The sequence below is a fragment of the Bacillus sp. PS95 genome, assembly GCF_037963565.1.
Lineage (GTDB): Bacteria > Bacillota > Bacilli > Bacillales > Bacillaceae > Bacillus > Bacillus subtilis.
Genome location: NZ_CP150160.1, coordinates 3,369,946 through 3,382,997, shown reverse-complemented (window position 1 = coordinate 3,382,997; position 13,052 = coordinate 3,369,946). Strand labels below are relative to the sequence as shown.

At 44.4% G+C, this 13,052-nt stretch carries 14 protein-coding genes; 10 read left to right on the top strand and 4 right to left on the bottom strand.

Annotation, left to right across the window (positions count from 1 at the left end; all coding sequences use genetic code 11):
- Positions 1-232: 232 nt before the first annotated feature.
- On the bottom strand, positions 233-1,180 hold the full coding sequence (locus tag NSQ12_RS17720; protein WP_080529777.1) for an iron-hydroxamate ABC transporter substrate-binding protein: 948 nt from the start codon (positions 1,178-1,180) through the stop codon (positions 233-235).
- A gap of 205 nt (positions 1,181-1,385) precedes the next feature.
- On the opposite strand from NSQ12_RS17720, the gene NSQ12_RS17715 reads away from it, so the two are divergent.
- The 6 genes from NSQ12_RS17715 to NSQ12_RS17690 all read left to right on the top strand — a co-directional run bounded on the left by NSQ12_RS17715 (position 1,386) and on the right by NSQ12_RS17690 (position 7,526).
- Positions 1,386-2,432, top strand: coding sequence for an iron ABC transporter permease (locus NSQ12_RS17715; RefSeq protein WP_003244595.1), 1,047 nt, complete (start codon positions 1,386-1,388; stop codon positions 2,430-2,432).
- Positions 2,432-3,442 (top strand): iron chelate uptake ABC transporter family permease subunit, encoded by a 1,011-nt coding sequence (locus NSQ12_RS17710; protein WP_003244298.1) that lies wholly within the window; start codon positions 2,432-2,434, stop codon positions 3,440-3,442. The genes NSQ12_RS17715 and NSQ12_RS17710 overlap by 1 nt, the downstream gene beginning before the upstream one ends.
- A gap of 15 nt (positions 3,443-3,457) precedes the next feature.
- Positions 3,458-4,267: an ABC transporter ATP-binding protein gene (locus tag NSQ12_RS17705; RefSeq protein ID WP_003243882.1), complete on the top strand. Its 810-nt coding sequence runs from the start codon at positions 3,458-3,460 to the stop codon at positions 4,265-4,267.
- 170 nt (positions 4,268-4,437) lie between these two features.
- On the top strand, positions 4,438-5,631 hold the full coding sequence (locus tag NSQ12_RS17700; RefSeq protein WP_021480587.1) for an efflux RND transporter periplasmic adaptor subunit: 1,194 nt from the start codon (positions 4,438-4,440) through the stop codon (positions 5,629-5,631).
- Positions 5,615-6,304, top strand: a complete 690-nt coding sequence (locus NSQ12_RS17695; protein ID WP_014480848.1) for an ABC transporter ATP-binding protein — start codon at positions 5,615-5,617, stop codon at positions 6,302-6,304. The genes NSQ12_RS17700 and NSQ12_RS17695 overlap by 17 nt, the downstream gene beginning before the upstream one ends.
- On the top strand, positions 6,297-7,526 hold the full coding sequence (locus NSQ12_RS17690) for an ABC transporter permease (RefSeq protein WP_204551373.1): 1,230 nt from the start codon (positions 6,297-6,299) through the stop codon (positions 7,524-7,526). The genes NSQ12_RS17695 and NSQ12_RS17690 overlap by 8 nt, the downstream gene beginning before the upstream one ends.
- 33 nt (positions 7,527-7,559) lie before the next feature.
- On the opposite strand, the gene rsiO is transcribed toward NSQ12_RS17690, so the two are convergent.
- The 3 genes from rsiO to NSQ12_RS17675 all read right to left on the bottom strand — a co-directional run bounded on the left by rsiO (position 7,560) and on the right by NSQ12_RS17675 (position 9,461).
- Positions 7,560-7,970, bottom strand: coding sequence for an acid stress-sensitive anti sigma factor RsiO (gene rsiO, locus NSQ12_RS17685; protein WP_003243579.1), 411 nt, complete (start codon positions 7,968-7,970; stop codon positions 7,560-7,562).
- A 60-nt stretch (positions 7,971-8,030) separates the two neighbouring features.
- The gene (oxdC, locus tag NSQ12_RS17680; protein ID WP_042974741.1) at positions 8,031-9,188 is read right to left on the bottom strand and encodes an oxalate decarboxylase; all 1,158 of its coding nucleotides are present in this window, start codon (positions 9,186-9,188) and stop codon (positions 8,031-8,033) included.
- A 120-nt stretch (positions 9,189-9,308) separates the two neighbouring features.
- The gene (locus NSQ12_RS17675; RefSeq protein ID WP_003244090.1) at positions 9,309-9,461 is read right to left on the bottom strand and encodes a YvrJ family protein; all 153 of its coding nucleotides are present in this window, start codon (positions 9,459-9,461) and stop codon (positions 9,309-9,311) included.
- Between the two features lie 200 nt (positions 9,462-9,661).
- Here NSQ12_RS17675 and sigO point away from each other — a divergent pair, with 200 nt between their 5' ends.
- The 4 genes from sigO (at position 9,662) to yvrG (ending at position 13,040) form a co-directional block, all read left to right on the top strand.
- Positions 9,662-10,192 (top strand): RNA polymerase sigma factor SigO, encoded by a 531-nt coding sequence (sigO, locus tag NSQ12_RS17670; RefSeq protein WP_072692766.1) that lies wholly within the window; start codon positions 9,662-9,664, stop codon positions 10,190-10,192.
- A 3-nt stretch (positions 10,193-10,195) separates the two neighbouring features.
- Complete coding sequence (rsoA, locus tag NSQ12_RS17665; RefSeq protein WP_003228484.1) at positions 10,196-10,435, top strand: sigma-O factor regulator RsoA; 240 nt, start codon at positions 10,196-10,198, stop codon at positions 10,433-10,435.
- Positions 10,436-10,587: 152 nt separating this feature from the next.
- Positions 10,588-11,301, top strand: a complete 714-nt coding sequence (yvrH, locus tag NSQ12_RS17660) for a two-component system response regulator YvrH (protein ID WP_003243545.1) — start codon at positions 10,588-10,590, stop codon at positions 11,299-11,301.
- Positions 11,298-13,040 (top strand): HAMP domain-containing sensor histidine kinase, encoded by a 1,743-nt coding sequence (gene yvrG, locus NSQ12_RS17655; protein WP_204551372.1) that lies wholly within the window; start codon positions 11,298-11,300, stop codon positions 13,038-13,040. Before yvrH ends, yvrG begins: the two co-directional genes overlap by 4 nt.
- The last annotated feature ends 12 nt before the right edge of the window (positions 13,041-13,052 follow it).

Below are 13,052 nucleotides of genomic sequence, written 5' to 3'. Positions count from 1 at the left end.
AAAAGACACCTGATTTGCTCAGGTGTCTTTTTTATAAAATCACAATTTCTCCTGTTAGGAATCCGTTCGTTAAATATGCAAAAAACGTTTTTCAGTCTCTCCAGCATAAAAAAACTGATCGTGATGAGGATGCAGCTTAATATGAATGGCTCAAAGAAAATATCCGATATGATTCAAATTGAGCCGTTCCTTATAAATAAGCAAAAGAGCCGCGGGCAGGCGGCTCTTTTGTTTATTTAGTCAAGCTTTCCGTAATAAACTCCAGTTGTCCTTCTAATGAAATCGGGTCTGTGAAATAGAATCCGATCGGATCCATCTTGTAGACATGGCCATTTTTAACGGCATTCAGGTTCTTCCAAATGGAGCTTTCAAAAACGCCGCCATCATCACCGCCTGATTGCCATGGGCCCGCGAAAATGTAATCTCCGGCGAAGTCAGGGAGCTTCTCTAATGAAATACTTGTATAACCTGGCCCCTGGTCAATGGCTTTTTCTTTTGTCAGCTTTGTAGCCTGCAGGCCGAGGTCTTTGTAAATGATGCTTCCGCCTCTTCCAAAGTCTTTACCAAATACGTAAATGTCTTTTCCGTTCGTTTGCATAATGGAAATGGTTTTGTCACCGACCGCTTTTTTGATTTTTGTTTTAGCGGCCGCAACTTTTTTATCCCACTTGGCCAGCCATTTTTCAGCTTTATCTTCAGTTCCCGTCATTTTTGCAAATTCTTTCAGTTGTTCGATGTTGTCGAGCTTATCGTATTTTACTGCGACAGTCGGCGCAATTTTTTCAAGCTTTTTAATATCAGCGCCCTGTGTTGTCCAAACGATAATCAGGTCAGGGTTCAAATCAATGACCTTTTCAACCGAAGTGCCGTCTCCGATGTTTTCGACGCCGTCGGTTTTTCCTTTGTAGTAAGGGTTTTTAAATACATTCTCAGGCGCACCGACAACGTTGATGCCGAGTGTTTTGAAGTAGCCGTAATAGCCGTCTGCCATGACAACCACCCGTTTAGGATGCTTCGGGATTTTTACATTTCCGTTTTCAGCCTTGTATGTAAAGGTTTCTGCGCCTTTTGAATCAGAGGCAGAACCTTTGCTTTCTGAGTTATTCCCGCAGGCTGCCAGCGCTGCAATCAATAACAGGGCAAAAAACGCGGCTCCGAGTTTCTTGTATATATGGGTCATATCTCATACCTTCTTTCTAAAAGATAGATGAAAAAGAGAATCATTATCATCTGTGATTATACCACTGCAAGTGCCGGTTGACACGATATTTTTGCAAATGCATTTTCATTTTTGTTCAAAACACTCTATTAAATCAGCTGAAAAAAGTGATATACTGAAACAGCAATTGATAATCATTATCAGTAACAGAAAGGAAGTACGGCAGTTGAGTCAACATAAAAATATACGGACTGCATCAGAAGAAATCCAATGGACGTCAAGGACATATGGCGCGGTCATCGTCCTTATCGCAGGTCTATGCCTGCTTTGCCTTGGCGCATTTTTATCCATATCCCTAGGTGCAGCGGATATTCATTTGCGCACTGTATGGGAGGCCATTTTTCATTATCAGCCGACAAAGACATCTCACCAAATTATACATGATCTTCGGCTTCCGAGAACGGCGGCTGCCGCGCTTGTAGGCGCATTGTTGGCAGTGTCGGGAGCAATCATGCAGGGGATGACGAGAAACCCTTTGGCAGAGCCTTCGATTATGGGTGTGACATCAGGCTCTGCGTTTGCGGTTTCGATTGCGTTTGCCTTTTTTCCCGGACTTTCTGCAATGGGGCTTGTGCTATGGTCCTTTGCGGGAGCGGGGCTGGGGGCATCGACGGTAATGGGCATAGGCATGTTTTCAAGGGGCGGACTTACGCCTGTAAAGCTTGCTCTGGCGGGTACGGCAGTTACTTATTTCTTTACCGGCATTTCAACTGCCATTGCAATCCGCTTTGATGTCGCTCAGGATATCAGCTTTTGGTACGCAGGCGGGGTAGCGGGTGTGAAATGGTCGGGGGTCCAGCTTTTGCTTATTGCAGGGGCTGTCGGTTTAACGCTCGCGTTTTTCATCGCCCGGTCTGTTACAGTGTTAAGTCTCGGTGACGATCTGGCAAAAGGGCTTGGACAATATACATCAGCGGTGAAACTGGTTGGCATGCTTATTGTAGTAATTCTGACCGGAGCTGCGGTTTCCATTGCCGGCACCATTGCATTTATCGGGCTGATCATTCCGCATATTACCCGTTTTTTGGTCGGTGTGGATTATCGGTGGATCATTCCTTGCTCGGCGGTGCTCGGTGCTGTTTTGCTTGTTTTTGCTGACATAGCGGCCAGACTCGTAAATGCGCCCTTTGAAACGCCTGTCGGCGCGCTGACTTCTCTTATCGGCGTTCCCTTTTTCTTTTATTTGGCACGTCGTGAAAGGAGAGGGCTGTAATGAAAACAAAAACAAACAAACCGCTCATTGTAATGGCTGTGACCTTTTTGCTTATCGTGGTGGTCTTTTTTATCAGTCTCAATTTGGGCGTTATCAAAATTGCACCGCTTAAAACGCTTCAGGTCTTTTTCGGCCAAGGAACGGCGCGTGATGAACTTGTCTTATTTGAGTTCAGGCTGCCCCGGATCATCCTTTCTTTGCTTGTTGGAGCAGGGATCTCCGTAGCTGGAGCCATTTTGCAAAGCGTGTCTCAAAATGAACTTGCCGAGCCTGGTATTCTCGGAATTAACGCCGGTGGTTCACTTGCTGTAGTGCTTTTTATATACTTTTTTCAAGGGTCAGCTTCAGATCTTAGCTTTTTCGGAACATTTATGCTGCCGTTCAGTGCTTTGGCAGGAGCAATCCTCGCTGCGTTTCTCATTTATATTCTGGCATGGAAAAAAGGCGTGACACCGATTCGGCTGATTTTAGTCGGCATAGGGGTGAATGCCGGATTCAACGCCCTGTTGCTGATTTTTCAGCTCAAGATGGACCCTCATGATTTTATGCAAGCCGCGGTTTGGATATCCGGCTCAATATGGGGGGCGAACTGGAATATGATCTGGGCGATTCTCCCTTGGATTGTGATCTTGCTTCTGTTTACTTTATATAAGGCACGCTATTTGAACATTATGCAGCTCGGAGACCAATTGGCGACCGGGCTGGGCACCGCTGTTGAAAAGGAAAGACGGATTCTTCTTCTGGCAGCGGTCACTCTTGCCGCTTCATGCGTGGCAGCTGCGGGGGGCATTGCGTTTCTCGGATTGATCGCGCCGCATGTGGCTAGAAGGCTGACCGGTCCACGTCACCAGACGCTGATACCGGTCTCCGCCTTCATCGGCTCATTCCTGTTTTTGCTTGCTGATACGCTGGCGAGAAATGTATTGGCACCATCAGAAATTCCGGTCGGACTTGTCATTTCCGTGCTAGGTGCGCCTTACTTTATTTATTTATTGATGAAAGCGAATTAGAGGAGGGGGCCGAATATGAATTCATTATCAACGGAACAGCTTGGAATCGGTTATGGCGACAGGGTGATTGTAGAGGATTTAAATATATCGATTCCTAAAGGGAAAATTACCACCTTAATTGGCCCGAACGGCTGCGGGAAATCAACGATTTTAAAAACAATGTCCAGAATTATGCGTTCACATGCAGGTGCCGTCTATTTAAACGGCAAAGCGATTCATAAAATGTCTACAAAGGACATTGCAAAAGATATGGCGATTCTTCCACAGACACCTGAAGCGCCGAGCGGCCTAACAGTGCACGAATTGGTGTCGTACGGCAGGTTTCCGCATCAATCAGGATTCGGCAGATTAAATGACGAAGACCGCCGGATTATCAAATGGGCGCTTGAAGAAACAGGCATGGCTGAATATGCTGAACGGCCGATTGAGGCATTGTCAGGCGGACAGCGTCAACGTGTGTGGATTGCCATGGCGCTTGCGCAAGGGACGGAACTGCTTCTGCTGGATGAACCTACAACGTATCTTGATCTTGCACATCAGCTTGAAATTCTGCAGCTGCTTGACAGACTCAACAAAGAGCAAGGGCGGACGATTTTAATGGTCATTCATGATCTTAACCATGCAGCTCGTTTTTCTCATTATATGATCGCGCTCAAAAAAGGCACGGTCATCAAGGAAGGAACTGCTCTGGAGGTCATGACACCAGACATTTTGAAGCAGGTATTTCAGATTGATGCCGAAATCGTGACTGATCCCCGTACAAATAAACCTGTATGCTTGACATATGACTTGATTAAAAATGAAAAAGAGCTAGTTACTGTATGAAAAAATCCCGGTTTGAAGCCGGGATTTTTTTTATTCGGCTTTGAAAATACAATTTTTCTATTTGATTCCGTCATTTCAATAAAAGGATTGCAAGTCTTTTTGAATTAATAGATAATATTGGTTAGAATGTTTCGAAAATATTACATAGTTTACAGAAAGAGGAGATCGTTGTGTCCAAGAAGAAAAAATGGCTTATTGGCGGTGCGATATGTGCCGGTGTGCTTGTATTGGCTGGGATCGGCGCTGGCGGTTTTTACTTTTTTACTCACATGAACCAAGTTGCCGTATCATCGGAGCCCTATGCTGAATCGGTCGCGGTATACATGGGAGGAGATTCAGAATCAGGCCAAACGTTTTCTGGAAAGGTTGAACCTGAGAAACAGCAGAAAGTATACATAGATTCAGAAAAAGGCAGCATTAAAAAAACATACGTCAAAGAAGGCGATCAGGTTAAAAAGGGCGATAAGCTTTTTGAGTATGAGGGCGAGGATCATTCTGATGAAGTGGAGCAAGCCAATTTGCAAATTGAAATGACAAATCTGCAAATCAACCGTTTGCAAAAATCAATAACGGAAACGGAAAAGAAGCTGAAAGTTGCAGGGAAAGAAGAGAAAACCCAGCTTCAAGATGAACTTGACCAAGCCAATTTCGATTTGAAAACAAGCCAGCTTGAACTGAAGCAGCATCAAAAAGAACTGGCTGGCCTGACGAAAAACAAAGGTTCCAATGTCATTACAAGCAAGCATGACGGAATCGTTCAAAGCGTCAATCAGGATATCGCTGACGGTGCAACAGGCGACCAGGCAGCAGGCCCGTATATCCAGATTGTTTCGACAGGCAAATATCTGGTCAAAAGCCAAATCAATGAGCTGTTAATGGACACGATCAAAAAAGGCAGCAAAGTCAGGGTCACGCTGAAAACAGGCGGTGAGGGCGAGTGGAAAGGAAAGGTCACCTCGATCGGCAAGCTTCCAGCGGGAGCAGGCGAGGGTGAAGAATCAGAAAGCTTTGCTGATGAAGAAATGAATCCCCAGTCCTCTAACTATCCTTTCACCATTTTATTAGACAGCCATAAAGGTCTTGAAGTCGGCTATCATGTCAACATCGAAGTGATGAGTGATAATGCTGATGCGGACACGATCAAGCTGCCGTCCGACATGGTCATTCAGGATGACGGCGAACCGTACGTATGGAAAGCTGATGAGAATCACAAAGCGGTTAAGCAGCCTGTTGAAATCGGAGAGACTGATGAAAATGACATGGTGGAAATTAAGAGCGGCCTGACGCCGGAAGATTATGTGATCTATCCTGATCCCGCGGTCAAGGAAGGAAAGCAGGTTACAGTCAATGCTGACACTGAATAATATTTCGAAGTCGTACAAGCTGGGAAAAGAAGAAGTTCCAATCTTGAAACATATCAATCTGACTGTTCAGGCGGGGGAGTTTTTAGCTATTATGGGGCCTTCCGGTTCTGGAAAGTCAACGCTAATGAATATTATCGGCTGTTTGGACAGGCCAACCTCAGGAACCTATACGCTTGACCAGATCGATATATTGAAAGGGAAAGACGGGGCTTTAGCCGAAATTCGCAATGAATCAATCGGGTTTGTGTTTCAAACTTTCCATTTGCTGCCGCGTCTCACCGCGCTGCAAAATGTCGAGCTGCCGATGATCTACAATAAAGTGAAGAAAAAAGAGAGAAGGCAACGGGCATATGAAGCGCTGGAAAAGGTCGGATTAAAAGACAGGGTCTCCTACAAACCGCCTAAGCTGTCCGGCGGCCAAAAGCAGCGGGTGGCGATAGCGAGGGCCCTTGTCAATCAGCCGAGGTTTATTTTAGCTGATGAACCGACCGGGGCGCTTGATACCAAATCAAGTGAACAAATTTTGTCACTGTTTTCTGAACTGCATCGGGAAGGCAAGACCATTATTATGATAACCCACGACCCGGACGTCGCCAAAAAAGCTGACAGAACCGTTTTTATCAGAGACGGAGAGCTGGTATTAGATGAGAGAGGGGATATCAGCCATGCTTGAACATATTCGAATCTCCTTTCAATCCATTTTTTCTCATAAATTAAGATCGATTCTGACAATGCTCGGCGTGATTATCGGCATAGCGGCAATCATCGCGATTGTTTCAATGCTGAAGGGCCAAAGTGAGCAATTAAAGCAAAGTATGATCGGCATGGGAAACAACGCGATCAACGTTGTCTACCAGCCGTCTGGCGGAGAAGAGGAGAGCGGCGGCCCTCAGGTGTCGTATGCGTCCGCGCCGCCTGTAGCGGAAGAAACAGTAAAGGCGATCAAATCAGATCCGATGGTCAAAGGATTATCCTTATATTACTTGTCAGAAGGCGCGAGCGTTTTTCATTTAACAAACGTTTCGTATCCCCAAGTGTATGGAGTGGACGATGATTACTTCGACATGTTTCCAATCCGAATAACCGAAGGGAGAAAGCTGACGGAAAACGATTTAAACAGCACACACCAAGTAGTGATGATCAATGAAGCTGTCAGAGATGAACTGTTTCCAGACGGAGAAGCTCTGCATAAAAACATTGAGATGAATGGTGTGCCGTTTAAGGTCGTCGGTGTTTTTAAAGAAAAAAATCAACAGGAAAGCATGTTTGAAGGCGACTATGCGAACCCGGTTTTGTACGTGCCGAAAAAAGTGTGGCCGCTTATTGAAGGGTTTGACGCGCCAACGCAGATTGCCGTGCAGGCTGATTCTTCTGAGCATATCCAAGAAGCGGGTGGAATGGCTGCAGATCTTTTAAATCAGGGACTGTCAGAAGCTGAGCTGGAAAAAGCAGAGTACAGTGTAATGGATCTTCAGGAGATCGCGCAGAAAGTGGAGTCCTTTAATCAGTCATTTGCATTGCTGCTTGGCGGAATCGCCAGTATTTCACTTTTGGTGGGCGGTATCGGCGTCATGAATATTATGCTCGTTTCCGTAACGGAGCGCACGAGGGAAATCGGAATTAAGAAAGCGCTCGGTGCTAAGCGGCGTGTGATTTTATTTCAATTTTTAACCGAGGCTGTCGTGCTGACAAGCATTGGCGGAATACTCGGTGTGCTGGCGGGCTTCGGCATCGCCAAGCTGCTGACGGTCATTTTTCCGATGCCTTTTATCGTCTCCATTCCAGCTGTTGTCGGAGCACTCATCTTTTCAATGGCAGTCGGCATTATCTTCGGCTTGCTTCCGTCTATCAAGGCTTCGAAGCTTCAGCCTGTAGACGCGCTTCGCTATGAATAAAAAGAACGCATCCAATTGGAATGCGTTCTTTTTTTAGCTGGGAAGAGCCGAGTTGCATTTGTCTAAAATCAAAAAAACGGCTGCGACAATCATTTCTTCTGTGGTGGACAGCCAGATGTCGCTGATCAATTGGTCTGTTGTATGAGCAGTCATCCACAAAAATAGCAGCTGTACGATGCCGGCAAGGAGAATGAATAGACGTTTTCCTGTCTTGAAAAATGTAAAGCTATGTATCATCAGCCTTTCAAATGGTTCAAAGCATAATCCGAGAACAAGAAATACCACGGCAAAAAGCAGGACATGAGCTGCTGAGCGGTAGCTCGTTCCCGCTAAAGAAAACAATATATAGATGACAGCAAAATAGGTCAACACCACTGCTGCTGCGGCCAGCAAGTACTTTATGGAGAGCCGCAATAAGCGTTTTGAAGGGTTTTGATGTTTCACTGGTTCAGCTCCTTATGAAGGCTTGCAGAGAACGAGTGCTCTCTGCAAGCCGCAAGTCTTTTATTTACTGCATTTCTTTTTCACTACTGGGTGCTTTTCTTTTGAAAGCACATCAGTAAAGTCTTTGCCCAAGTCAAGGTGCGCTTGAACAAATTTTTCAGGAAGCATGGCAAGCCATTGGTTTAAAGATACATCAGCATAATGGTCGTCTTTGAAGATTTCTAAAAAGACAAGCGGTTCATCCCCGATGTTTTCAACGTAATGACCCATTGCAAATGGTACATATCCGACATCACCGGCTTGGTAATTAAATGTTCTGGCATGGCCGTCAGATGCAAAAACGGTCATTCTAGCTTTACCGGAGATGTAGTATTGCCATTCGTGGGTATTCGGATGCCAGTGCAGTTCTCTCATGGCGCCGGGTTCTACTGTTACGAGCGCTGATGCGATGGTTTTAGACACTTTGAAGTTTGTCGAATCTGCAATGTATACTTTTCCTCCCTCAGATTCGATCGGCTCTTGTTCAAGAAGGCGGTAAGTAAATGGATAAGGCACTTCGCCATTCGGCCCTTCCACAATATCATCTTTTAAACTGCCAGGAAGTTGGTTTTCAAATATATATTTTTCTTTGCCAGGTAAATTGGCAATCTCTTCTTTTGTCACGCCAAAGTTCGCAGCAATGACTTCTTTTGGAGTGTGGGCCAGCCAATCTGTCAGCTGGAACGTGCTGTTTTCAGAGAATGATCCATCGTCAAACACGAGCAGGAACTCAGCTCCCTCCTCCAGCGCTTGGATGGAGTGCGGCAGGCCTGACGGGAAGTACCAAAGGTCTCCTTCACCTACATCGTCAATAAAGCTGCGCCCTTTTTCATCTACAATTGTGACTCTTGCACTTCCGTAAATCATATAAGCCCATTCAGCTTCTTTATGCCAGTGAAGCTCGCGAATCGCGCCTGGCTTCAGCCGCATATTTACGGATGCAAGGTTTTCTGAAATCGGCAATTCACGTACTGTCACTTCCCGGGCATATCCGCCTTTTTCTAATCGGTTATGAGTATCAGAGAATGAAAACTTCATATTGCTGACGGTGCCATGATCGGTTTCAGGCGGAACGAGCATATCAGGGTTTTGCCGGTCTCTTTCAATATTGCGCGGGATTTTTACCGTTGCTCCTTTGTCTCCTCTAATTGGCTGCGGAATGTCATTTTGTTTTTTCATGAAATGTTTCCTCCTTACATTTAAATGTGATAGCAGAAAGAGAAGGTGAAAGGCCTTTCGTTTTCCCTTCTGTTTTGTTAAGTGAAAAAAAACAGTGAAAAGTCAACTTCGATTGAAAAATTATTTTTTTGCATGATCTTTCAGTTCTGTCATTAGTTCTATTAGTTGATCAAACTTCTTTTCGAATCGGGTCAGCAGATACATTGCAATCAGCGCGGGAAACCCCAAATTGCCGATCTGTTTTACGACTTCCTCTATAAAAACCTGATCCATAGGAAAATACCTCCCTTCTTTTTCTGCAGTCATGTATGTAAGTGAGGAAAACCGATAAAACGTAAACTGCTGCAAAGTATTTTGGAAGACACTAGGCGGAAAGTAGTAGTTTACTTTTTTTTGCTTTCCTTCATTTAATTTAGTAGGGAGGCGGTTTGATGGACTATCAAAGTCTTTTACGGTCAAAATGTAAGGAGATAATGAAGCATCCCATCGTGAAGCATTTTTTGAGCAATCCTCAGCATTACCGTTTGTTCAAAAACGTAATGGAAAGCCCTAACGAAAAAGATGCAAGATCATTGGACGAGCTATTTAAGCAATTTTATAAAGAAATCCGCATCGTCAAGTATATGAATTCAATGATTCGCATCTTTTCTATTGATTTTGATAAGCGGGTTCGCAAAAACCAAAAACGGTATCCACTGACGGTTGATCATCCGGAGGCGGGAGATCGGCTTCCTTCCGAAACAGGTAGCGATGCATTTGAAGAATTTTTAGACAGGCAGGATGATTTGAGCCAGCATGTACAGGATTACCAGCTCTACCAAGCGATCCAGAAGCTGACTGACAAACAAAAAAGTGTGCTGACGAAAGTCTATCTTCACGGTGCCACGATGCAGGAGATTGCAGATTCATTAGGGGAGTCCCGACAAAACATCTCCAACATTCATAAAAAGGGGCTGGAGAATATCAGAAAGCAGTTAGCGGCGCAAAAAAAGGGGGAAAAGTAAGCTGTGGACGGCCAGTTTGAACAAAAAAAGAAACAAAAAGACGAGACTTATGACATTGAGCACCTGATTGCATGCTTTTCACCGATGATCAGAAAAAAACTCAGCAATACGTCCTATCAAGAAAGAGAAGATTTAGAGCAAGAGCTGAAGATCAAAATGTTTGAAAAGGCTGATATGCTTTTATGTCAGGATGTACCGGGGTTTTGGGAGTTTATTTTGTACATGGTAGATGAGAACTCATAATATTTTCATATGAAAAAACATCAAAAGGGAGCGCTTGTTTGCTCCTTTTTTGCTGTTTTGATTTGCCAAGGCTCCAATGTATTCAAAAATGTACCATAAATAAACGATATAATGATAAGATGAAAAAAACAGTGACAGAAAGGAACATAAAAGTGGAAAATGCGTCAATTTTAATCGTAGACGATGAGAAAGCGATTGTGGACATGATCAAACGCGTTCTCGAAAAAGAAGGTTATCGAAATATACTGGATGCGGCAAGCGCAGAAGAAGCGATTCCCGTTGTGAAGGCCAATAAGGTTGACTTGATTGTGCTGGATGTCATGATGGGCGGAATGTCCGGTTTTGAAGCCTGCACATTGATCAGAGAGTATTCAGACGCTCCGATTTTTTTCCTGACGGCAAGATCATCCGACGCGGACAAATTATCGGGCTTTGCGGTTGGAGCTGATGACTATATCACAAAACCATTTAATCCGCTGGAATTAGCGGCGCGGATCAGAGCGCATCTCAAGCGTACATATCAATCGAAAGAAACGAGTTCAAATCAAACCTACACATATGATTACTTTACTTTTTCTCCGCAAAATGCCGAGTTGATCGTAGGCGGGGAAGCCGTTGCCTGTTCAGCCCAGCTTCTGCAGCTTTTGCAGTATTTTTGTGAACACCCTAACGTGGTGCTTTCCAAAGATCAAATATATGAAAAAGTATGGGGCTATCCTTCCTACGGTGACAACAACACCGTCATGGTTCATATTCGCAAGCTTAGGGAGAAGATTGAGCGCGATCCGAGCAATCCGGAGTATATTGTAACCGTTCGAGGTCTCGGCTATCGTTTTATCCCAAATCCTGAAGGCAAGCGGTCATGAGGTTAAGATGGAAGTTTTTGTTTCACTTTTTCGGCCAGATGCTGATTGTGATCCTGCTGCTTACGGTTATGCTTGTTGCGTCGTTTTTCTATTTAGACGCCCGTTTTAGCGATGCGGAATCCAATTCAGGGCTGACGAAGGCAACGACCGACACACTTGAGGCATATCTCGATGTAAACGAAGACGGGACATGGGAAGTGGATAATTTCCTGAAGAAATCTGTTGATAAACAGCACGGCTGGATGCAAATCATTGATTCGGAAGGAAACACTGATTATTCCTACGGCGTGCCAAAAGACGTGCCTGGCACCTATACCAAGAAAGAGCTTTTGTCTATTTATAAAACCAAAAAGCTTCATAACTATAAACTGAATTATTGGGCCATCAATATTGAAGATAAGTCGTATCTTCTATTGTCCGGCTGGAAATCAAAAAGTGAACAGCTCCTGACGTCGGTTGAAAAGCGCGAACAAAAGATAGACTCACTAGCGCACTATAAGTCTAGTACCATCGACTATATTAAACGGAAAAAAGGCGCCATTTACCTGTTAGACAGCAATGGAAAGATTCTCGACAGCATCAACAGCACAAAAAGCGAAAGAAAAACGATGAACCAGCTGGAGCTGCTTAAATACAGCTCTAAGCCTTGGAACTATAAGCGGGAAATTTCCGTTAAGATCCTCAATAAAGACAGATGGATGGTCGCTACGGTGCCGAACCCAGTCTATGTAACCGATCAGGAGTTTAACAAATCATTCCTGAAGGTTGTATTAAAAGCGATGTTTCTCGTGATGGCCGTTTTGTTCATGTATATCATTTGGATGACCGTTTGGTATATGTTCCGATTCGGGCTGCCGATTTTTCACACGATTAGATGGCTGGTCAATCTGTCAAAAGGGAAGCTTGAGGAGCCCAGAAACCGGGAAGGCCGTCCTGTCAGCAAAAATAAAAAGGGAAAAATCAAACAGCCGTACCGTTTCTTCGGTGAGATATTTGAATCAATGGATCAGCTGACTGAAACGCTGAGAAGGGATAAAAGAAACAGAGAAAAAATCCAGGCGACAAGGGAAGAATGGATTGCCGGTTTGTCACATGACTTAAAAACACCGCTCAGCAGTATTTACGGCTACAGCATGATGCTCGAGTCGAAGCAGTATGACTGGTCGCCGGAAGAAGTGAAAGAAATGGGGCAGGTTGTCAGAGAAAAATCTGAATACATGTCCAAGCTGATTGAAGACTTAAATTTAACGTATCGGCTGAAAAATGATGCTCTTCCTATTGAGAGAAAGCTCACTAGCCTTATCCCGTTTTTTAAAAATGTCATTGAGGATTTTAAGAAAAATCCGTTTTCTGAAGGGCATGATATCTCGTTTGTATCCAAAGAAGAGCATATTGAATTTGCCCTTGATGAAGCGTGGTTCAGGCGCATATTAGAAAACCTCCTTGGGAATGCCGTGAAGCACAACGGCAAAGGAACAGAGATTCAAGTCATTCTGGAGCAAACAAAAAATCATATTTCTTTAAAGGTGAAGGACAATGGGAAAGGAATGGATGAAGAAACCATTACCCATTTGTTTAACCGTTACTACAGAGGGACGAACACAAAAGATTCAACTGCCGGAACAGGTCTCGGGCTCGCGATTGCCAAGGAGCTTGTCCATCTGCATAACGGAACGATCCATGTGAACAGCAGAATGGACATTGGAACGGTCATTACCATCCTTTTTAAAAAACAATAAACATCATGTGGT